Here is a 20895-nt window from a genome sequence, read left to right as displayed (position 1 = left end):
ATCATGACATATATCGGCATACAATAGAAAAAAATTTAATGATGTTGTTTCATCTCCGAGGGCATTCTAGCACATAGAGCAATTAACTCATGTGAAAAAAATCACTTAAAAAATTAAATGTTTAATTTATACATTGATTGTATCAAATTTTAAAGGATTTGAATACCTTTTTTTAAACTATTATTTGACAAATTGTGACTTTCTATAGATTAGGTAAGATTCATGGCGAATAGGACAGGGTAATGTAACGATAACACAGGATAGTATTCTACCCTACTTAATTCAGCTAAGGAGATGAGCTTATAATGGACAACAATGTGTTTAAAGGAAAATGGAAACAGCTCAAAGGCGAGGCCAAAAAGCAATGGGGCAAGCTTACGGATGACGATCTTGATGTGATTGATGGTGAAAAGGATAAGTTGGTAGGTAAACTACAAGAGCGTTATGGCCATTCGAAAGAAGACGCGGAAAAAGAGTATCAAAGCTGGGGACGTTCCTACCGCGATTAATTCAAAATAGCTTATACTCTCAGTGCCCAAATATAAAATGCATAGGAAGAGCGCAAATCGTATACGATTTGCGCTCTTCCTATGCAACAATTAGGTGTGCGAAGGTTAAGCTATGGTATTATTGTGAGATGAAATCTGTAATTTATCTTGTGCAGGCAGGAGCAAAACTATGGGGTACCTTAAAATATTTTTCGGGAATACCGCAATTCTTATAGCCGTGGCCTATTTGGCTAATCTGATCTATAAACATACCATTTCAAATGCAAGTGTAGGAATAAAGAAGGCGAGCTGGGTGATCCTGGCGATCTTTGCTGGTTGGATCAGTACTCTTTTTGGTTATAATCTGGACGACCATGTGATCTTTGATTTGCGGTTTGTACCTTTAATCATCTCGACGCTGGCATATCCTAGACCCATCACACTTATATTGATCGGTATAGGGACGGGGCTTACAAGGTTAACTTTTGGAGTGACAGAGGCAGCAGTTGCAGGAATGCTAAATCTTTTTATTCTGGGAGTTATTTGCGCGGCGCTTAGCTACTGGGTGAGACGCTCAACCCTCAGTATTGTGAATCAAGGTCTGATCGTTATTCTAATCGTTAATCTTATGAATGCCATAAACATTATGGCGTTAGGCGTTATCCCTGTGGAAGAGTACATAAGAGAGATTATGCCAATTACGTTCCCTGCTGGGCTAATTTTAAGTATTTTGTTCTCATTAATTATCCGTGATTTTCAACTCGGTCTTCTAAGGAATGAACAGATCCAGCATGCTAACGAACAGTTGTCTGCTCAGACTGAAGAATTACATAAGAACAAGCTTAATCTTGAAGAGCGTGCTAATCAGTTAATGATGGCGTCTCAATTCAAGTCGGAATTTCTAGCCAATATGTCACATGAGCTTAGAACTCCACTGAATAGCATCATTAATTTATCGCAATTAATTGAAGAAAATGATGATTTGCTTACGGAAGCAGAAATAAGAGAGTATGTAGCCATTATCCATCGTTCGGGTGATGAATTATTGATGATCATCAGCGATATTCTGGATTTATCCAAGGTGGAGGCAGGTCGATTAGATATTATAAATGAAGAATTAAATGTTAGCGAGATCCCAGATTTGCTGGCAATGCAATTCGCTGTGACGGCCAAACAAAAAGGGCTGGATTTTAATATCTACATGGATGAGAATGTCCCTCCAATGATTCATTCCGATCCACATCGCGTGCAGCAAATTTTGCGTAATTTGCTCTCAAATGCTTTTAAATTTACAGAGACGGGTTACGTATCGCTGCATATCCACGAGCAGGAAGGTGGGGAAGCGGATGCCGTGCAACACTGGCTTGTATTTGATGTGGAGGATAGTGGCATAGGAATCACGCCGGAGAAGCATGCCATGATCTTTGAAGCCTTTCAACAGGCAGATAGAACGACTAGCCGGAAATATGGTGGAACAGGACTAGGACTTTCTATTAGTAATGACTTGGCCAGATTGCTCGGCGGATTCATTTCTATGGAGAGTGAGGAAGAGAAGGGGAGTCGGTTTTCGCTTTATTTACCCCTTGAAGTGGATAGTGAGTAAAGCTCCAATATTATTTGGTGATTTGGCGTATTGACAGTAGATTGATGCGGAGTAGAATGAAGCCAATGCCGCATCAAAGGAGTGTTACCGCCTCTATGGACAACATGGAAAATAAGCATAAGGTTACGGTTTCAAAACGTGTTCGTAAACCTTCAGTGCATCGAAGAAATTTGCGTATAGCTACGCTGGAAGGTGTGCCGTCAACTATTTTTCAGGTACTGCTGCAAGGGCAGTTCCTAACAGGATTCCTACTATATTTAGGAGCTTCCTCTAGTCAAATTGGATTTGTGCTAGCGCTTACTACATTAGTTAATGTGGCACAGATTGGTGTAGCCTTTCTGATTCAGAAGCTGCCAAGTCGCAAATGGGCTATGGTTACTTTTATCGGTTTGCATAGGATACTTTGGGGTTCTACGGGACTAATCCCGTTTATTTTCCCTAAAGAATATTGGGTCATTGCATTTATTGCTTTATATACTACTGCTTTTATTGCCAATACTGCTGGTGGTGTGCTGTGGAGCTCTGTGATTAGTGATCTAGTTCCCGCACGGGTACGTGGACGTTATTTTGGGATTCGTAACACTGTCCTGAATGCGCTTGGAAGTTTGGTTATGTATGGCGGAGGTATTATTCTGGACCGTTATCCCGGGGGTCATGGTTTTCTGATTCTATATATTGTTGTGTGGATCTTCTCGATATCGAATGTCGTAGTATTCTTTTTTTATCCGGATGTACCGTTCGAGAAATCAGAAGAGCATAAATTTTTGCCCATGTTTAAGAAACCGCTTAAAGATACATTATTTATGAAGTCAACCTTGTTTTTGGCTGCTTGGCTGTTGTTGCAGAACCTAACGGTTCCGCTATACTCTTATGTCATGTTGCAGTTACTTCATATTAATTATGAAACGTTGTCATTGCTTAATGTGTCCCAGACCGTGTTTATGATGGCTAGCTTCTACGTTTGGGGCAATCTAAATGCGAAATACAGCAATAAGCGACTGTTATTCTTTACTTTGCCGATTATTGCGCTGTCCTCATTGATGTGGGGACTCTTGTCTGTGATGCCGATGCTGGTGGTCTTATTTGCGGCACATATCGTTTTTGGTGTTGGTGTAGGCGGTTTCAACCAGCTGGCCTTTAACTTTATTATTGGAGACACGCCGAAAAAAGAACGTCCGATGTATATGGCCACATATGCGGCGCTTACAGGTTTATCATCCTTTTTTGGCCCGCTTATTGGCGGTCAGCTCTATGAAAAAATTGCGCACTGGCCGCAATGGACTCAGGTATACGGTATGCAGCTAGTGGTAGGGACGCTGATGATTGCACTTGCGTTTCTGCTAGGTCGTCGTATTCTAAAGGACGAATAGAAGTAAAAGGGGGTTATTCCTTGTTAAGAATAGCGATGGTATTAGGTGCCACCGGATTGGTAGGCAAAGCGGTTACGGAGGAATTGTTAAACCGTGATGGCTGGGAAGAAGTAAGGGTGCTTGTACGGACACCGTTAGCCATAGAACATCCTAAGCTTAAACAAATCGTTGTAGATTGGGAGAACCTAAGAAACCATACAGAGTCGTTCGAAGGGGTACATTCCATCTTTTGTTGTTTAGGGACTACGATAAAAAAGGCGGGTTCACAAGAAAAGTTTGAACGAGTCGATCTACACTATCCGCTTGATGCTGCAGCCATAGCGAGAGAACAGGGTGTTAAACAGTTTTTGGTCGTCTCTTCAATAGGGGCAAATGCGAAGTCGCGTAATTTCTACAGTCGGACTAAGGGAAGAGCGGAAGAAGGTTTAACCGCTATTGGATTTCAAGGTATGCATATATTTCGCCCCTCCTTGCTACTAGGCCAACGTGAAGAATTCAGATTAGGGGAGAGAGTCGGAGCTAGTTTGATGAAAGCGCTGGATTTTGTAATGGTGGGTAAGGCGGCTAAATATCGTGCGATACCTGGTACGACAGTCGCAAAAGCTATGGTTAACATTGCGTCTGCGGATACCCATGGATTACATATTTATACGAATGAAGTGATACATGTGATTGGGAAACGCTAAGCTTTCTGGGTCTCTAATAAATTTGCATTAAGATGAGAACAGGACTTACAATGGACAATAAATGATCAGCGCATAATGGAGAGGGGTAGTAAGATGAGCAAAAAACAAGTAGCTACAACAAAAGCACCTGGAGCAATCGGTCCTTATAGTCAAGCTATAACCACGGGTAGCTGGGTATACACTTCAGGACAACTTGGTCTGAATCCGGAAACGGGGAATTTGGTTGAGGGCGTACAGGAACAAGCGCGTCAAGCGCTTAACAATGTACAAGCCATTCTTGAGGAAGCTGGTGCAACACTAGACCATGTAGTAAAGACAACTGTATTCTTAAAGGATATGAATGATTTCGCGGCTGTTAATGAGGTTTATAGCACCTTCTTTAAAGAACCTTATCCTGCCCGCAGTGCTATTGAGGTTGCGCGTCTACCTAAAGACGGACTTGTTGAGATTGAAGCGGTAGCTCGTAAGAAATAAGGGGTTATCCTTTGCACTTTTATTATTTTAAAAAATGGCAGGCTAAGGTGGATAACCTTAGCCTGCCATTTTTATATTAGGATCAGTAACTTCTGTATCTGTTGTACCTACTACGACGCGGTGTAAGCAGTAGCCAGATACTGTAGAGCAACAGGAGCCCTGCTGTAATCAGGCCAGTGATATAGACATTGCTGGCCTCTTTTTGTTCCAAGGCAATCGCGATGAAAGCCCATACGAATACGAGTGGATAGATGCTATCTCGGTAAGGATAGCTGACCACAACCGCAAGCAGAGTCCCCACGCAGAGCATGATAACGGCCCAAGTGCTACCGCTAAGGCCCCAACCTTCCCAATGATTCTTCTCCAGAACAACGCTGACGTTCACGATAGTGGCCACAGAGATCCAGCCAAGGTATATACTGAAGGGTAACTTCACCAGCCAATTCCCACCTGAAGTAGGATTTGCGATCAGGCGTGTTTTTCGATAAATAACAATCAGTGTGATTAACATGAGCACCATAGCGACCAGAGAGAGCTCAATGTATAAATATTGCCAGAGGAAGAGCCAACTCATATTAAAAATACAGCTCAGAACAAACCATATACCAATGGCTTGTATAGAATCCCGAGTGCTTGTATTTGGTCGGAATTGATAAATGACGAAGCCGGCTAAGAGTAGATAAATCAGTGACCAGATGGAGAAAGCGTAACCAGCAGGGGTCAAGTAGGTATGATATTTGTCGGAAATTTCACCGGTGCTGTTTCCACCTAATGGCAAGGTCACTGAGAGTACATTGACAATGATCACACCTAGAAAGAACAGAAGATTCCACCACTTATAAGGATTATAACGTCTCAAAGAATTCACTCCCTAGCTTCTTTTAATAGGGTAATACCTACTTAAAATATACCCGTTTTCAGCACAATTAAGACTATAAATAGAAAATAAATGACTTGTGAGTCACAATGTTCATGGATAGCATGGTAGTGGTGAAGGGTATTTTACGATAGTGGCTAGAACATTAATTAAAAATATGCTGAAATGAATCAAATTCATGGGTGTTTCTACGTACTTCAACTTTATTTGTATAAAAATCTACAGAAAATATGCAGAAACGTTTTTAAATCAGCGCTTTTTCGTATAAGATGAAGAGATGAAGATTCAAGAGCAGATAAGTTTTATCCTAGTTCTTTATCCTTATATTTCTTACAGGAGTGTATCTCATCTCTAAAAGGATGGAGAAACTACTTCTACTTGTATAGCTTCAAAATTTATTTCTCGCGGAAAAGGTTGCAGTTACCACCGGATGGTGGCGGACTGGTTCTTTTTTTGCTTGCTTAAAAGACAGGAGATCACCGATGACTAAGCATCTTTATGCAATATGGTTGGGGGATGTGTTATTTTGCTTCTCTGGCGAAACTTCGGAGCCGAAGGTTGACGCTTGGACCCGAGTGGTGAAGCGGCTGGAGCTGCAGGGAGGAGTTCGCCCTTTTTCGAGTGCTGCCCTGCGGCTCGCAGAAGTGAAATATCCGGCTCCTCCTGTAGAGGGGAAGCCAGCACGGCGTGGATTGCCCGGAAGAACATTCGAAGGGCTCGCCTTAGTCCCTAGCGATGCATTTGAACTGCTTCTGGCATGGGATGAGACGTTATGCCGAGATCAGGGAGTAGAACCTGGCGGCGAATTGCGCTATTGGGCGGCAGCAGCCCGCTTTGCGCTGGAATTGATGGGTACTGGCGGCGTTACGCCAGGAGCCTTGCCCCCACGTCCGGTAGGTTCACGCCGTCGTGGTGGTGAACAGGCAGCAACGGTCTGCTGGTCTCCAGCTTTTCGAAAGCAGGAGGATAAGGAGATCTTTCTGCAGCTGGCGGCGTCCATGCCGGTATTGGCCTTAGGAACGCATATAGCTGAAGCGGGGGATTTATCTTCGAGGGATGAGGCTGGCGCCTATGTGCTTTACTCCTTTATGCAAGCGGTAATGACTGCAGAGATCAAGAAAGTGATTGCGGGTATTGAAAGTGAACTTACCCCTTACAAAGCCAATTATCGCCGGGGTTACTCCCCTTTAACTGAGCTGTGGTGGAATAGTCTTCTTACAGGCAGCCGGGATATACCCGTGCAGGGAACTCAAGCAGAGGTGACAGATCTTCTGGCTATTGTGAATGAGACAGCTGGTAGCGATGTGCCGCAATCGGAACCTGAAGAAGCGCGGAGTGGACAGCTGGGTCTTGGGCTACGTCTGGAGCCCCCTGGAGATAATGACGAAATCTGGCGCTTAACCTTCTGGGCGGAGAACAAGGAAGAAGGGGAATTCTGGATTCCGGCAAAATCGATTTGGAGCAGTAAGGAACGAGAGTTTACGTTATGGGGGAAACGCTATCGCAATATACAGCAGCAGCTTCTTATAGCGCTGGGCCGAGCGGCAAGAATCTCTCCAGACATAGAGCGCGCTCTTTCTATGCCTGCACCTACGGGAGCGGATTTGGAACCAGAGCGTCTTTACTTCTTTTTGAAGGAGACGGTGCAGCAGCTGCGTGAGCGTGGAATAACCGTGCAGATGCCATCGCGCTGGAGCCGTGAAGGACGCCGCCGGATTGGCATGAAAATGAAAATGCAGCCGGTAGTGAGTGGGATTGATAGTCCTGCTCCAGTGGCTCTTGGGATGGAAGAGCTGATTTCATTTCGCATTGAAGCCTCACTTGGGGAGAGTACAATCAGCGAAGAAGAACTAAACGCACTAGTGGAGGCGGGCGTGCCATTTGTACGTTTCCGCGGAGAATGGATTGAGGTAGATCCTAAAGAAATTCGCCAGGTTCTTAGATATATGAAACGCCACGAAAATGGGGAAATGACCGCAGCTGATTGGATGCGTCTAGAGGCTGAAGATGGTGAAGATCGGCTCTGGAAAGGGATGTCGGTCACGGGGATGGAAACATCCGGGCTATTGTCATCGCTGATGCGGGGCGACATATTGCGTAATCTTCCAGTGCGTGCCGTACCTGAAGGTCTGCACGGCACCCTGAGACCTTATCAGGAGCGCGGCTATCAATGGCTCTCCGTTCTCAGTGGTCTGGGATTTGGGGTGTGTCTGGCCGATGACATGGGTCTCGGTAAGACGGTGCAGGTCATTACCTGCCTGCTGGACCGCGCTTTAAGTGCTCCACCTGAAGATAAGCAAGAGCCTGTGCTGATTCTATGCCCAACCTCACTTTTGGGGAACTGGCAGCGGGAATTGCAGCGCTTTGCGCCTTCGCTTAAAGTTCACATTCATCATGGTGGACGCCGAGTGCGGGGGGATAGCTTTTTAGAACTGGCTGCCAGTCATGATATTGTATTGACGACCTATCATTTAGCAGGTCGTGACAGCGAGGATTTAGCGAATGTTCAGTGGTCCACTGTGGTGCTGGATGAAGCTCAGTATATTAAGAATCATCGGACGAAACAGGCGCAAAGTGTGATGAAGCTATCAGCGCCGCATCGCATAGCTATGACGGGGACACCAGTAGAGAACAGACTAGGTGAGTTATGGTCTATTTTTCACTTTTTAAACCCGGGGTATTTGGGAACCTACCATTCCTTCCGGCAGCGTTATGTATCTGGAGAGGGTGGAGAGCGACTAAGGGAATTACATCGCTTGGTATCTCCATTCTTGTTGCGCCGCTTGAAAAGCGATCCGGATATCTCTAAAGATTTACCGGAGAAGCTGGAGCTGAAGTCTTATTGTCCGCTGACGGAAACACAGGCAGTCCTATATCAGGGTGTCGTGGATGAAATGCTTGGCGTGATTGGGGAGAGTAGCGGGATGGCTCGCAGAGGACTCGTGCTGTCTTCTCTAACGAAATTGAAGCAGATTTGTAATCATCCTCAGCTATTCCGCAAAGAAGAAGGCAGGGGTCCACGAAGTGAACATTCCGGTAAAATGGAGGTCATGTTCGAGATTCTGGATAGCATTGCGGAGGTCGGAGAATCTGTGTTGATCTTTACTCAATATGTAGCGATGGGTGAGCTCTTGGTTAGCAAGCTGACTAAGCGTTATGGAACAGCGCCGCTGTTCTTGCACGGCGGAATTCCAAAACGAGAGCGCGACGAGATGGTTCATGATTTTCAAGAGGGAAAAGGCCCATCCTTCTTCGTACTTTCTTTAAAAGCGGGTGGTGTAGGGTTGAACCTTACAAGAGCTAATCATGTCATCCATTACGACCGTTGGTGGAATCCGGCAGTTGAGAATCAGGCGACAGACCGGGCGTTCCGAATTGGTCAGGATAAAAATGTTCAAGTGCATAAGTTGATTTGCCAAGGAACGTTGGAAGAACGTATTGATGAATTGATTGAGCGTAAGAAAAATCTTTCCGAGCAGGTTGTTGGCTCTGGCGAAACATGGTTGACTGAGATGTCCAATCATGAGCTGAAGGAACTTATTGAACTGCAGGATCAGGACTGGATGTAAGACAGATATGAGTGTTACGGAGGGATCGAACAATGAGTGAACGGTTAGAGATGCAGCTGGAAGTTGTGCCTGGATTAGTAAAAGCAGCATGGACGGTGCTACCTGGGAAAGTGACGGGAGGGTCTCGGTCGAAGGGTGAATCGAACGCCAGCGTGCCTGCTCAGGAACAACAAGCGGATCGACCTCTCTCTCTGAAGGTTCCGGTATGGCATGCTTCCCGAAGAAAAGAAATATTACGAAGTCTGGCACTAAGTCCCGGGGAAGTATTTGCCTTGCTGCAAGGGCGTTTAACGGGTGAACTGGCAGAGCTTGAGCTTCTACCTACGGATAGTGAGCTGGAGCAAGCTCTTTTTGAGGGTGAAGGTGTGGAGTATAAGGCGGAAACTTTGAAGCTTATTAAAGAACGTCTTACTGAAGAGCCACTGCTGGCACTTTCGCTGAGAGGATTTACTAAAGGAGAGCTCTTGGACGGAATTTTTGCCCTTTGGGCTGAAGGGAATATTTCTAGCGACGGAGCTGAAACAGAGGAAGAAGAGGCCTCGGTTAGTGAACTTTCTACGGAATTGGCTCGGCTTGAACGCAAGGGTCCGGCCATTTCCTCTGGCGAATGGCTGGCAGAAGCGGCTGCTGAAGGTTCGCTACATCAGCCTGGGCCACAGTTCCATGAGATTGCGGCTAGACCGTTTCCTTCGCCGGTAGTAGTAGCTGAAGTTACAGAAGACTGGGGAACGTTGCTACCGCAGACACCTAAAGCCATTGAGGGATTAACTTTGATTATGCAGCGGGTTGCAGAAGCGTCTGCACGTCGAGCGACTAAGGGTCCGATTAAACGGTAAGTGAAAATACAAAAGAGGCTGTCTCAAAAGTAGTGAATGCTACTCTTGAAACAGCCTCTTGTTTTGCCTAATTATCTAACAGAGTTTCTGGTTAGTTATTCTAATGCTGACCAGCAGGAGGCAATTCTCCTTCTGAAAGCTCTAGAATTTCGCGGCGAAGACGAAGCATCTTTTGATCTAGTTCATCAGCAGCGCGCGCGGCTTCTTTTAGTTCCTCAGCGACATGCGAAGGCAACTGCTTATCGAATTTATAATACAGAATATGTTCCATGCTTGCCCAAAAGTCCATAGCTAGGGTGCGCAGCTGGATCTCAGCCTTGACCCAGCGTGTTCCTTCCAGCAGGACGAGTGGGATACCGACTATAAGATGAAGGCTTTGATATCCGTTTGGTTTAGGGTGAGCTATATAATCTTTAATCTCAAGCACGCGGATGTCTTCGCGTGTACTAAGATGATCTACTAAACGGTATATATCTTTAACGAAGGCACATACAATCCGCATTCCGGCAATATCGTGAATGTATTGCTCCATATTTTCCAAGCTGAAACCGTAGCCTTTGCGCTCCATCTTTTGAAGAATGCTCTTTGGTTCTTTGATTCGGCATTTGACATGTTCGATGGGACTGAAGCCGTCGCGGGATTGCCATTCCGTCTTGATTACATCAATTTTATTCTGAAGATCATTTAACGCGTGGCGATAGAGTGCCGGTAAGGCTTCGAACTCGTTAACCAGTTTGGCGAAATCCTCGTTGCTGTTACCTTGCCACTGTTGCAGATCCTTTACGTGTACCTGTAGCTGACTAAGCGTAAGCTGTGTGCTCTCATGTTCTTCCACTGAAACTCTCCCGTTTCGTTATTTGTGATAATTCTATTTTAACCGATGTAGAACCCTTGACGCAAAATTACATTCAAAATTAGGAAATATAACCCATAAGTGTAAGGGGGAAGTGGCTTAAATCAATTAGTATGGATTTTATAGGAACATTCTCCTCTAAATCGCGTATTAAAGCACATTAATGAATCTACTCGATACATTTGGTATGATAGAAACACGTATCGCTGGAGAGGGAGGAACTGTAATGAGTTTTATCAAAAAAATTAAAGATAGCGCGAGCCGGGTTACCGAAAAAGCCCAAAACTCAGTAGAGATCGGCAAGCTGAACGGACTTATTTCCGATGTTGAACAAGAGATGGAAGTTGAATTTACGAAAATGGGCAGACTTTTTTATGAAGGATATCGTTCAAAGGATATGTCGGTAGCTGAAGGTAAAATGGTGGAGCTGTCCCGTAACTGTTCCAAACTTCAGGAAAAAATCGAGGTCCTGCGGACACGAATCGCTGAGCTGAAAAATGAGCGGTTATGTTCATGTGGTCATATTGTGGCGCTTGATGCAAACTTTTGTCCGAAATGCGGAAGTAAGCTAGAGCCATTGTCCGCTTCGAGAAGGGTGCCTTCTACACCGGTATTTGTTCAATCTGTGAATGAAGATGACGAAGATCAATATTATGGCGCAGATGAGCTTACGGATGAAGAGAAGGAAATTGCAATGAAGCTGCACCCGCAGAGTGTCGTATATGCTGAAGTTCAGCATCCGGATGATGAGCTGCCACTTGAAGAATATAAGGTGAGCGAGCAAGATATTGAGCGGGAACGGAAACAAGCCGAGCAGCTGGAACGGGAAAGGAAAAGACAACTTGAACTAGACCGTCGCTTCGGCGAATGGCACAAGAATGAGCATCAGGAGGAATCTGCAGTCACTGAGGACAATGGTGTACGAGATATGATCCAGTGCCAAATCTGTCGGAACGAATTACCTAAGGGCTCCTTATGGTGTCCGCGATGTGGGTCAGAGCAAATATAGTACGGATTTCAGTCAGCATAGGGGGACAACAAGATGGAACAGCTGCTGCTGCATCTGCGCAATCTGGGCTTCACGGAGATGGAGTCCAAAATTATGGTAGAGCTTGCGACAAAAGGTCAGGCTTCTGGCTATGAGGTTGCCAAACAGCTCGGAGTTTCAAGATCGAATGTGTATGCGGCGCTACAACGCCTTACGCAGCAGGGATATGTACGATGTGGCGAAGGAGAACCTGCGCGGTACAGTGTTCTCAATCCAGAGGAGCTTGCGACCATGATCTCGGGACGGGTTCAAGCTTCACTGGCTTATATGGAAAGTGAGATGCCTCGCGGTGGACCTGTTAGCCCTTCGTTTTATAATGTGGAAGGTGACCGCAATGTATTGGGCGCTCTTATTCGCCAACTTAATATGGCTGAGCAAGAGATCGTAGTGGATATGTGGCGTGAGGAAGCGTCACTTCTACGGAGTGAACTTGAACAGGCGGAGTTGCGTGGCGTTAGACTCTTGTGGGCGTTTGATGGTGGCAATGCTGCTCCTGCCGCCTATCCGGTATGGCCGCCTCTCGGAAGAGATTCTCAGCGAACAGATGGACGGAAATTCTCATTCGTGATCGATCGGAGCTGGTGTATGCTGGGGATGCGCTATGAAGATGGATCGGCGCAAGCGGTTGTAACCGAGCACCCTGTCTTAGTAGATCTGCTATTGAATCATTTTGCACAGGAAATGGTGCTGTTCGAGCTGGAGCAGGATATGGGCGCAGAATTAGAAGAACGTTATGGTGAGCGTTACAGCAAAATTCACAGCAAATATGTGATGCATGATCCAGGCGATGATGGGGAAGAACAGGCGCAGTAGCTATTACAGGGAGGTGAAAAGCATGGAATGTATCGTACATTTTGAAGTGGTGCATGAGGATGGTCCTAAAAAATTGCGTGGACTGCTGTTTCTGGATAAAGGAGCAAGTCCCGGAGAAGCAGAGCTAGTTGAAATGTTCAAGGACATGAAATTTAACGTGAGACTGGAAGACCGCGAGAAATTGATCTTTAAACCGGTAAATCCGGGCGATTTCTTAGAGATCCGAATTACGGGTTATGATAATGGGCAAGAAAAGAGCAAAGATGATCATAACTTAAAATCTATCGCCCGAAATTTATTACCACAGAAACCGACAGGTCTATAAAGTGGGGAGAAAGGATTCATTGATGGGAGAAGGAGGAGCACTATGGAGCTGTTGAGACAAAAGGTGTTAAAAGAAGGTATTGTACTCGGGCAAGGCGTGCTCAAGGTAGATTCTTTTCTGAATCATCAGATGGACCCCTTTCTAATGCGTGAGGTTGGCCGTGAGTTTACCCGCCGTTTTTCCGGCGAAGAGATTACGAAGGTACTGACGATTGAATCTTCGGGAATTGCTCCGGGGATCATGACGGCATTAGAGCTGGAGGTTCCGCTGATTTTTGCCCGTAAGCAGAAATCGTTGACGCTGACAGAGGATATTTATGTAGAAAAGGTTTACTCCTTCACGAAGAAAGAAACGAATGAAATTACCGTTTCCAAGAAGTTCATTGCTCCGGGTGAGCGAGTTCTGATTGTCGATGATTTCTTGGCGAATGGCGAAGCCGCCTTCGGACTTGCTCGTATTGTTGAACAGGCAGGAGGAAGTGTGGTTGGGATTGGTATCGTGATCGAAAAAGCGTTCCAGCCAGGAAATCGGTTACTGCAGGAAGCTGGTTACCGGGTAGAATCACTCGTGCGGATCGCTTCACTGGAGGACGGAAGAATCTCTTTCGTGGAAGAAGAGGAAGGGCTACTTAGCTAAGACTCTTTGGTGTAGATTCGGATGAAGTTAACAAAAAACAGCAAGAGACAGGTGTATAAGCCTGTCTCTTGCTGTTTTTTGTGATGCACGGGTATGGATTACCCGTTGCTACCGCATGCCGCTGCAGGATCGGCGTGGCGCTGCGCGCTAACCGCCGCCAGCGGCGAGAGCACCCGCAGCGATCCAGACTCGCAGCGCACGGCAAGCGGCCCTTTGCCGAAGCTCTCGCCATCGCCGATCGCCGGCCGGGCCTCTGCGAAGTTGACGGCTACGCTACGTCCACGCAGCATCGACACGAAGGGCAACGCTACATGCTTGCCCTTCAGTACCGTTGGGAACAGCCGCAGCAGCTGCCCGCGGCTGCACCCGTGCACGACGCAGACGTCGAGCTGGCCGTCATCGGCCTTCGCCTGCGGGCAGATCAAGAGCCCGCCGCCGTAGCTGGGCAGGTTGCAGACCGAGACCAGCCACGCCTTTTCAAAGACGTGCTCCGTCCCGTCGCACGCAACACTCACCCGGCATGGCTTAAACGTCATCAGCGTATGCAATATGCCGATGATATAAGCCAGTTGGCCTGCGCCAATGGCATTGCACAGCCGTTTGTAACGGCTGGCATTCACATTCTCGGCCACCTGAGCATCAAAGCCGTTGGCAACGGCTGTTAAAGTCAGTCCGTTTGCACCTGAGATCAGATCGGCTTCGATATACCGTTCGCTAAGTGCAGCTTCCAGCGCGGCTTCAGTCGAAAGCGGAATGCCGAAGCCGCGTGCGGAGTCGTTACCGGAGCCGGCAGGGATGATTGCCATAGGAATATCTTTGCCACGAAGGGCACCCAAAATGCTGTGCAGCGTGCCATCGCCGCCGATTACAATCGCGGCTTTCCAGTCCTCACGGTGTTTAATTGTATTTAGAACGAGGGCTTCTGCACCCTCTGCGCTATGCGTAAACAAGGTCATATATGGCAGCATCTGCTCTTTCATGAGCGCCTCTACAGTATGCCAGGTCCGCCCGCCTGCGCCCCCGCCGGAACGCGGGTTTATGATGAATAGATACATTTAAATTCCTCCAGCCTGTAGAATTCCGTTGATGCCCGTCTTTCCATTGTAAGGAGTGGATGGACAAAAGGGAATACTTTTCAGCGATAAGAGGTGTTAGTTCAGCGGTGTTTATAGATGCCGAATCTGACTTTCTGCGATATCCCCAACCCAAGGGAGCTTATACCATCTGCTGCTTAAAGCTTGATAGATCATAAGCAGCCATATAGCAAAGCTGCAAAGAGAAAGGATTGCACTCAACAGGGAACCGAGAAAAGGGATAAATCCGGTTAGGACATGGAGAATCATCAGCACGCCGAACGTAAGCAGTGATTGCAACGCGTGGAACAGCACGAAGCGGTTGCGTTTCTCCAGAGCGAGAAAGACCACGCCGCCGATAAAAGGGAAAAAATAGCACAGCGCGCCCGCAATATTATCGGGCAATCCGGTGGATGATTTGAAAGGGGACAAAGGGTTCACTCTCCTTCTACTTGGAGAAGAAGGGGGTTAGTTCGCTACTCCTTCTTCCTTAAAAGCCTATGACTTGTCAGGAAAAAGTATGTTTAGCTCATTGTGGGTATAATATATTTTTCCAATAGCTTGCGGGGGCTCTTCCAATTGTTTGTCTTACTCTCTGCTGTAAAGACCACAACCGCATCTAAATTGGGTAGGATAAGGATTTGCTGTCCGCCATGACCGTGGGCAAGCTTGTAGGGTTGGCCGCTCATCGTACCCACCCAGAACTGATATCCGTAATCTCCAAAAGCCGGGTATCCCGTAGTCTGTGCAGTTAGTGCTTCTTGCAGCCAATGCTTCGGAATGATCTGCTGCTTGGCAAACACGCCGTTATTAAGCAGACACATACCAAATTTAGCCATATCTCTTGAGTTTAAGTACAAACCAATATGTCCCATACTATGTCCTTCGGGACTCGGTAACCAAGCCGTGTGAGTCATTCGGAGAGGGCTAAATAAATGCTCAGCAGCATAGGTGAATGCATCGAGACCTGTAGATTCACTAAGGATCATCGAAATCAGATGGGTGTCGATACTACGGTATTGAAATTGACCGATATGTTCCGGAATTATGTTCATACTAAGAGCAAAGGAACCCCAGCGGCGACTACGATGGAGATTCCGGACGAAAGGCTCCCCCAGCTTCTTGCCCGTGATCCAACTAAATCCGGAAGTCATGGTAAGCAGATGACGAAGAGTGATTTTTGATAAATGAGGGGAGTGCAGGTATGGAACATGTTTACGAAGCACCTTGGAAACCGAGACATCGATATCAGGGATATCTCCCCGATCGATAGCGATTCCGGTAATTACGCTGATAAAGCTTTTAGTCGCAGATCGAAGATCATTTAATGCCCCGGCATGATGGTTGCCGTAATAACGTTCAAAGATGAGCTTGCCATGGCGAGCAATAAGCATACTGTGCATCTTTGGATATTCTTTCTGAATAGCATAATCAGCTTGTTCAAGACCCTCACGGCGCGTTGCAGTTTCCTCGGGTAGCGCGGTAGTCATCGCGGGAACTACGTTATAAGATGAAGTCAGTAATGGTGTAGGTTGGCCCATAATGATCTCCTTTTCTTGCTGTGGTATGTGTTAGGTATGGCCTGCTATAGAGCATATTGTATTTTAACCCGACACGAGCAATATGACTTACGAAGAACATTGTAAAAAAATAAAAAATTTCCAATTAGCACATTTTACAAGGAAAGGTGGAAGTTGGACCGGAATATGATACAATATAACGATAAGGCCCGAAAGGGGTGATTCAGTAAGTGGCTCTTCGGGTAATAAAAGTGTCAAGGAGCTTTCGTTCAACAGGCGTCCTTACTCTCAGCCCAAATCACGACGAACCTGCTTCACCGGCGAACTAGTATCTCAAGGCTTTGAAGCTTTGAATTTTACGTTTTGGCGGATAATGCAAGCCACGTATGTGTAATGGTTACTTCACTTGCATTCGAGGTTACGGCGTACTTTTCATCATGCATTCTCTACAACGGAGCATTCATTTTCAATGTTTTGGGAGGGAACTGATCATGGCAAGTAAAGGTCATAACGAAGTCAAGGAAAGTTTACGGGAAATGACACGTATTTTCCGGCCCAAAGATCCCAAGAAATTCGTAAAGGAGTACGTCCGAAAATATCGGATTACCGGAGGCTATGAAGAAGAACTGACCATGGTCGTGGAGCATGAGCTGGTAAAGATGAATTCATCCGTCTCCTAGCTAACAGATACGAGTGTCACTTACTTTTGACATCATTTTGAGTAATAACATCCACGAGGATTCTTATAAACCGTGCCCGAGCAGCGTTTGTTGCAGGAATCGGTTTTTTTTGTATGTACATTTATGAATAAGAAATATTGTCTCTCATAAAATAGTCAAATGAATTAATAGACACATTTCACAATGAATGCGCTTTAACGATCATTTTTTATTTGATTGCGTTTTCAAAAAATGCGCATAAATGCAGGTGGGACAAGGAATTATTATGTCGAAAATTACAATGTGAACTAGTTGTGAACGATTGACAAAACTTTCCCTTAAACTTATATTAATAGTGATTGTTATAATTGACAGAAAAAAACAGGAACCTACGAAATCGGGAAAAGCGGGGTAGATCAATGATGAAAACGTGGCAGGCTGTAAAGCGACTCCTTCCCATGACCGCTATGTTTGGTCTCTTTCTTGCCGGGTGCGGCCGTGAGGACTTGTCAGCGCTCAGACCACAGGGGCCTCAGGCGGAAATGTCTTATGGATTAATGGAGCTGTCGATCAGTATTATGATCGTCGTGTTGCTGATTGTCTTTACGATTGCAGCTTATGTACTGATCCGTTTCCGTCGAAAGCCGGGTCAGAATGAAATCCCTGAGCAGGTTGAGGGTAGCATCAAGCTTGAGATTCTCTGGACGGTCATTCCGCTTATCCTCGTAGTGGTACTGGCAGTTCCAACGGTGAAAGCAGTGTTCGCCGCAGGAGATGATCATGCCAATGACAAGGATGCGATTAAGGTTAAAGTAACCGGCCACCAATATTGGTGGGAATTTGAGTATACCGATTACAAGGTGACTACAGCGCAGGATCTGATTATTCCAGTGGGTAAAGATATTGCTTTTGAACTGGAGACTAAAGACGTGCTGCACTCCTTCTGGGTCCCTTCCCTTTCCGGTAAAATCGACACCAACCCAGCCGGGACGATTAACCGCTTCAGCTTCAGTGCACCTAATGAAGGCGTTTACCGTGGCAAATGTGCGGAACTATGCGGGCCGTCTCATGGATTCATGGAATTTAAGGTGAAATCGGTTAGTGAACAAGATTTTCAGAAGTGGATAGATTCGATGAAAGCACCCGTAGCTGTGCTGCCAGAGGATCCTGCTTTAGCTGAGAAGTTCAAAGCGGCGTGTCTGACTTGCCACGCTGTAGGTGATCAAGGGATTAATAATGCGCCGAACTTGACCGGAATTGGTTCTCGGGAGTCGATTGCAGGGATCCTGCTCAACGACGACACGAGGGAGGATGGTGCACCAATTGAGGAGAATCTCAAAACTTGGCTGCATGATCCACAATCCGTAAAACCGGGCAATCTGATGCCTAACCCCAAAGATCTAGGCCTAAGTGATGCGGAGATTGATGGCATTGCTGAGTATCTGGCCAACTATAAGCTGGACTAATGCCTTAGCCTAAAGGCGGGCGGAACTTTCGAAAAAGGGGGTACGAACTTTGGCTCAAGCAGCGCATACCTTGAATTCATCCAAGCCTCTGGGGCATGGCCACAGTGTGAAGCGCCATACAGGACTTATGGATTGGCTAACAACCGTCGATCATAAAAAAATCGCAATTTTGTACCTATGGGCTGGGGGATTATTTTTTGGTATCGGCGGAATTGAAGCACTTCTGATTCGCTGGCAACTCATCAAACCAATGAATAATTTTTTGGATGCCCAAACGTTTAATGAACTTATTACCATGCATGGTACGACGATGATATTCCTCGGCGTCATGCCAATCATCTTCGCCTTAATGAATGCCGTCATACCGCTACAGATCGGTGCACGTGACGTAGCCTTTCCTTTTCTAAATGCACTTGGCTTCTGGACCTTCCTGTTCGGCGGAATTCTACTGAATCTCAGCTGGATAATGGGTGGCGCTCCTGATGCTGGATGGACCTCCTACACCCCACTATCTACGAGTACATACAGCACTACACACGGTGTAGACTTTTATACGATTGGTCTTCAAATTGCCGGATTAGGTACCCTCATCGGGGGGATTAACTTTCTAGCCACGATCATTACGATGCGCGCGCCGGGAATGACCTATATGCGGATGCCGATGTTTGCTTGGACTACATTTATTACTTCCGCAATTATTCTGTTTGCATTTCCAGCAGTTACAGTAGGTTTAGTACTGCTGACATTCGACCGGATACTTGGAGCCAATTTCTTCGAGGTTGGGGCTGGGGGTAATCCGGTGCTCTGGCAACATATCTTCTGGATATTTGGTCATCCAGAAGTATATATCCTCATTCTGCCTGCCTTCGGAATTATATCGGAGGTTATCCCGACTTTTTCACGGAAGCGACTGTTCGGGTATAGCTCAATGGTGTTTGCTACCATCCTGATTGCCTTCTTGGGTTTCATGGTTTGGGCTCACCATATGTTCACTACCGGACTTGGACCGGTAGCTAATGCGTTGTTCTCTGTATCGACGATGTTGATTGCAGTTCCGACAGGAATCAAGATTTTTAACTGGTTGTTCACGATGTGGGGCGGGCAAGTGCGTTTCACGACACCAAACCTGTTCGCGGCAGGATTCATTCCTACCTTTACGATGGGTGGCGTCACTGGCGTCATGCTGGCTTCTGCGCCTGCTGACTTTCAGTTCCATGATACGTATTTTGTTGTAGCGCATTTTCACTACGTTATTGTGGGCGGCTTGGTGCTTGGCCTGTTTGCAGGTCTGCATTACTGGTGGCCGAAGATGTTTGGTCGGATGCTAAGTGAGAAGCTGGGCAAATGGACCTTCTGGACGTTTATCATCGGATTCCATCTGACATTCTTTGTACAGCATTTCCTTGGACTCATGGGGATGCAACGCCGGGTATTCACGTATTTGCCGAATCAGCAATTCGATTTGCTGAATTTAGTCAGTACAATTGGTGCTGGGCTGATGGCTGTCGGTACGATTATTTTCTTAGTCAATGTCTTCCTAACTTCAAGAAAGCCAATGGATGCAGCTGATGATCCGTGGGAGGATGGACGTACACTAGAATGGACGATTTCTTCGCCACCGCCAGAATATAACTTCAAGCAAACCCCGCTTATCCGTGGAATTGATGCATTCTGGAAAGAAAAGATGGCAGGAAATAAAGGCATGACTCCGGCTGAACCCGTCGGTTCGATTCATATGCCGTCTGCAACCATATTGCCGTTCACTATGTCTGTTGGGATTTTCATCGCTGGACTTGGCTTCATGTTCAGTCGGGATGACTTCGGCAATGCCTTTATGAGCTTTATGTTTAATAATTATATCGTTACAGCCATCGGTCTTATCATCACGTTTGGATCTATGCTGTTGCGTTCGCTGTATGATGATCATGGATGGCATATTGAACCTGAAGAGCTGGAAGGAAGTGAGCGGACATGACAACGGCACATGCAGAAGCTTCTAAGGAAGAATTTCCTCACGAGCCGGAAAAAGCTACGCTCGAAGGACGAAACAAGGTTCTTGCCTTTTGGTTGTTTCTAGGTGGGGAAGCGGTATTGTTCGGTACGTTGTTCGCTACGTTCCTCGCATTGCGTAATCAGACGAATGAGGGGCCATCGGCGAATGAACTGTTTCACTTACCGCTTGTAGCTGCTGCGACATTCATTCTTTTGGTAAGCAGTTTGACGAGTGTGTTCGCTATCCAAGCGATGCATAGAAACCGTCCGGCTGTGCTTCGTAACTGGCTTTTGGTAACTGTAGCCTTAGGGCTTGGCTTCCTGATTCTGGAGATCTATGAATTTACTCAATATGTGAGACACGAAGACTTCGGAATGACTACAAGTGCATTTAGTTCGGCATTCTATACATTAGTAGGATTCCACGGTGCGCACGTAGCTTTCGGGATTGCATGGATCGCTGTTCTGATTGGGCAACTCATGCGTAAAGGATTAACCGTAGTTACTGCACCAAAAGTGTATGTGTCAGCCATGTACTGGCATTTTATTGATGTGGTATGGGTCTTCATCTTTACGGTTGTATACCTACTTGGAAAGGTGGGCTAGA

General features: G+C 46.3%; 20 protein-coding genes. 15 read left to right on the top strand and 5 right to left on the bottom strand.

Annotated elements, in window-relative coordinates:
• Positions 1-305 precede the first annotated feature (305 nt).
• The 5 genes from ACWNM1_RS05240 (at position 306) to ACWNM1_RS05220 (ending at position 4621) form a co-directional block, all read left to right on the top strand.
• Positions 306-509, top strand: a complete 204-nt coding sequence (locus ACWNM1_RS05240) for a CsbD family protein (RefSeq protein WP_042184513.1) — start codon at positions 306-308, stop codon at positions 507-509.
• Positions 510-678: 169 nt separating this feature from the next.
• Positions 679-2091, top strand: a complete 1413-nt coding sequence (locus ACWNM1_RS05235) for an ATP-binding protein (RefSeq protein ID WP_449600172.1) — start codon at positions 679-681, stop codon at positions 2089-2091.
• Positions 2092-2186: 95 nt separating this feature from the next.
• The gene (locus ACWNM1_RS05230; protein WP_081382976.1) at positions 2187-3461 is read left to right on the top strand and encodes an MFS transporter; all 1275 of its coding nucleotides are present in this window, start codon (positions 2187-2189) and stop codon (positions 3459-3461) included.
• A 20-nt stretch (positions 3462-3481) separates the two neighbouring features.
• A complete protein-coding gene (locus ACWNM1_RS05225; RefSeq protein WP_449600171.1) occupies positions 3482-4147 on the top strand; it encodes an oxidoreductase in 666 nt (221 codons plus the stop codon).
• Positions 4148-4240: 93 nt separating this feature from the next.
• A complete protein-coding gene (locus ACWNM1_RS05220; protein WP_042184517.1) occupies positions 4241-4621 on the top strand; it encodes a RidA family protein in 381 nt (126 codons plus the stop codon).
• Positions 4622-4703: 82 nt separating this feature from the next.
• On the opposite strand, the gene ACWNM1_RS05215 is transcribed toward ACWNM1_RS05220, so the two are convergent.
• The gene (locus ACWNM1_RS05215) at positions 4704-5480 is read right to left on the bottom strand and encodes a TspO/MBR family protein (protein WP_449600170.1); all 777 of its coding nucleotides are present in this window, start codon (positions 5478-5480) and stop codon (positions 4704-4706) included.
• A 500-nt stretch (positions 5481-5980) separates the two neighbouring features.
• Here ACWNM1_RS05215 and ACWNM1_RS05210 point away from each other — a divergent pair, with 500 nt between their 5' ends.
• Both ACWNM1_RS05210 and ACWNM1_RS05205 read left to right on the top strand, forming a co-directional pair.
• Positions 5981-9067 carry a DEAD/DEAH box helicase gene (locus ACWNM1_RS05210; protein ID WP_449600169.1) on the top strand — a complete coding sequence of 1029 codons (3087 nt, stop codon included), beginning with the start codon at positions 5981-5983 and terminating at the stop codon, positions 9065-9067.
• Positions 9068-9099: 32 nt separating this feature from the next.
• A complete protein-coding gene (locus ACWNM1_RS05205; RefSeq protein ID WP_449600168.1) occupies positions 9100-9903 on the top strand; it encodes a hypothetical protein in 804 nt (267 codons plus the stop codon).
• Positions 9904-10003: 100 nt separating this feature from the next.
• On the opposite strand, the gene ACWNM1_RS05200 is transcribed toward ACWNM1_RS05205, so the two are convergent.
• Positions 10004-10678, bottom strand: a complete 675-nt coding sequence (locus ACWNM1_RS05200; protein ID WP_042193221.1) for a GTP pyrophosphokinase — start codon at positions 10676-10678, stop codon at positions 10004-10006.
• A 304-nt stretch (positions 10679-10982) separates the two neighbouring features.
• Here ACWNM1_RS05200 and ACWNM1_RS05195 point away from each other — a divergent pair, with 304 nt between their 5' ends.
• Genes ACWNM1_RS05195 through ACWNM1_RS05180 form a run of 4 tightly spaced genes read left to right on the top strand, consistent with a single transcriptional unit; the run spans position 10983 to position 13578 of the window.
• On the top strand, positions 10983-11765 hold the full coding sequence (locus tag ACWNM1_RS05195) for a zinc ribbon domain-containing protein (RefSeq protein WP_449600167.1): 783 nt from the start codon (positions 10983-10985) through the stop codon (positions 11763-11765).
• A gap of 33 nt (positions 11766-11798) precedes the next feature.
• Positions 11799-12617: a TrmB family transcriptional regulator gene (locus tag ACWNM1_RS05190; RefSeq protein ID WP_042184525.1), complete on the top strand. Its 819-nt coding sequence runs from the start codon at positions 11799-11801 to the stop codon at positions 12615-12617.
• 22 nt (positions 12618-12639) lie between these two features.
• Positions 12640-12942, top strand: coding sequence for a hypothetical protein (locus tag ACWNM1_RS05185; RefSeq protein WP_449600166.1), 303 nt, complete (start codon positions 12640-12642; stop codon positions 12940-12942).
• 42 nt (positions 12943-12984) lie between these two features.
• Complete coding sequence (locus tag ACWNM1_RS05180; protein ID WP_042123794.1) at positions 12985-13578, top strand: xanthine phosphoribosyltransferase; 594 nt, start codon at positions 12985-12987, stop codon at positions 13576-13578.
• 98 nt (positions 13579-13676) lie between these two features.
• Here the strand turns inward: ACWNM1_RS05180 and ACWNM1_RS05175 are convergent, their stop codons facing one another.
• From ACWNM1_RS05175 to ACWNM1_RS05165, 3 genes are all read right to left on the bottom strand, one after another.
• Positions 13677-14633 carry a diacylglycerol/lipid kinase family protein gene (locus ACWNM1_RS05175; RefSeq protein WP_449600165.1) on the bottom strand — a complete coding sequence of 319 codons (957 nt, stop codon included), beginning with the start codon at positions 14631-14633 and terminating at the stop codon, positions 13677-13679.
• A gap of 111 nt (positions 14634-14744) precedes the next feature.
• A complete protein-coding gene (locus tag ACWNM1_RS05170) occupies positions 14745-15083 on the bottom strand; it encodes a DUF4870 domain-containing protein (protein WP_060626766.1) in 339 nt (112 codons plus the stop codon).
• 92 nt (positions 15084-15175) lie between these two features.
• A complete protein-coding gene (locus ACWNM1_RS05165) occupies positions 15176-16192 on the bottom strand; it encodes a serine hydrolase domain-containing protein (protein WP_449600164.1) in 1017 nt (338 codons plus the stop codon).
• A gap of 470 nt (positions 16193-16662) precedes the next feature.
• Between ACWNM1_RS05165 and ACWNM1_RS05160 the strand changes: the two genes are divergently transcribed.
• From ACWNM1_RS05160 to ACWNM1_RS05145, 4 genes are all read left to right on the top strand, one after another.
• Positions 16663-16851 (top strand): hypothetical protein, encoded by a 189-nt coding sequence (locus ACWNM1_RS05160; protein ID WP_042123803.1) that lies wholly within the window; start codon positions 16663-16665, stop codon positions 16849-16851.
• A 398-nt stretch (positions 16852-17249) separates the two neighbouring features.
• Positions 17250-18296, top strand: coding sequence for a cytochrome c oxidase subunit II (gene coxB / locus ACWNM1_RS05155; RefSeq protein WP_149644619.1), 1047 nt, complete (start codon positions 17250-17252; stop codon positions 18294-18296).
• Positions 18297-18423: 127 nt separating this feature from the next.
• On the top strand, positions 18424-20271 hold the full coding sequence (gene ctaD, locus ACWNM1_RS05150) for a cytochrome c oxidase subunit I (RefSeq protein ID WP_076285960.1): 1848 nt from the start codon (positions 18424-18426) through the stop codon (positions 20269-20271).
• Positions 20268-20894, top strand: coding sequence for a cytochrome (ubi)quinol oxidase subunit III (locus ACWNM1_RS05145; RefSeq protein WP_449600163.1), 627 nt, complete (start codon positions 20268-20270; stop codon positions 20892-20894). The genes ctaD and ACWNM1_RS05145 overlap by 4 nt, the downstream gene beginning before the upstream one ends.
• Position 20895 lies beyond the last annotated feature (1 nt).

The organism is Paenibacillus sp. Marseille-Q9583 (assembly GCF_976954365.1).
Note: the sequence above shows the minus strand (reverse complement) of the source record. Positions and strands in the feature narration are given on the sequence as shown.

Coding starts and splice junctions, on each gene's coding strand:
- ctaD (WP_076285960.1), top strand. CDS start 18,424: ATGGATTGGCTAACAACCGTCGATCATAAAAAAATCGCAATTTTGTAC.
- ACWNM1_RS05205 (WP_449600168.1), top strand. CDS start 9,100: ATGAGTGAACGGTTAGAGATGCAGCTGGAAGTTGTGCCTGGATTAGTA.
- ACWNM1_RS05195 (WP_449600167.1), top strand. CDS start 10,983: ATGAGTTTTATCAAAAAAATTAAAGATAGCGCGAGCCGGGTTACCGAA.
- coxB (WP_149644619.1), top strand. CDS start 17,250: ATGATGAAAACGTGGCAGGCTGTAAAGCGACTCCTTCCCATGACCGCT.
- ACWNM1_RS05180 (WP_042123794.1), top strand. CDS start 12,985: ATGGAGCTGTTGAGACAAAAGGTGTTAAAAGAAGGTATTGTACTCGGG.
- ACWNM1_RS05175 (WP_449600165.1), bottom strand. CDS start 14,633: ATGTATCTATTCATCATAAACCCGCGTTCCGGCGGGGGCGCAGGCGGG.
- ACWNM1_RS05235 (WP_449600172.1), top strand. CDS start 679: ATGGGGTACCTTAAAATATTTTTCGGGAATACCGCAATTCTTATAGCC.
- ACWNM1_RS05160 (WP_042123803.1), top strand. CDS start 16,663: ATGGCAAGTAAAGGTCATAACGAAGTCAAGGAAAGTTTACGGGAAATG.
- ACWNM1_RS05210 (WP_449600169.1), top strand. CDS start 5,981: ATGACTAAGCATCTTTATGCAATATGGTTGGGGGATGTGTTATTTTGC.
- ACWNM1_RS05185 (WP_449600166.1), top strand. CDS start 12,640: ATGGAATGTATCGTACATTTTGAAGTGGTGCATGAGGATGGTCCTAAA.
- ACWNM1_RS05220 (WP_042184517.1), top strand. CDS start 4,241: ATGAGCAAAAAACAAGTAGCTACAACAAAAGCACCTGGAGCAATCGGT.
- ACWNM1_RS05145 (WP_449600163.1), top strand. CDS start 20,268: ATGACAACGGCACATGCAGAAGCTTCTAAGGAAGAATTTCCTCACGAG.
- ACWNM1_RS05240 (WP_042184513.1), top strand. CDS start 306: ATGGACAACAATGTGTTTAAAGGAAAATGGAAACAGCTCAAAGGCGAG.
- ACWNM1_RS05165 (WP_449600164.1), bottom strand. CDS start 16,192: ATGGGCCAACCTACACCATTACTGACTTCATCTTATAACGTAGTTCCC.
- ACWNM1_RS05230 (WP_081382976.1), top strand. CDS start 2,187: ATGGACAACATGGAAAATAAGCATAAGGTTACGGTTTCAAAACGTGTT.
- ACWNM1_RS05190 (WP_042184525.1), top strand. CDS start 11,799: ATGGAACAGCTGCTGCTGCATCTGCGCAATCTGGGCTTCACGGAGATG.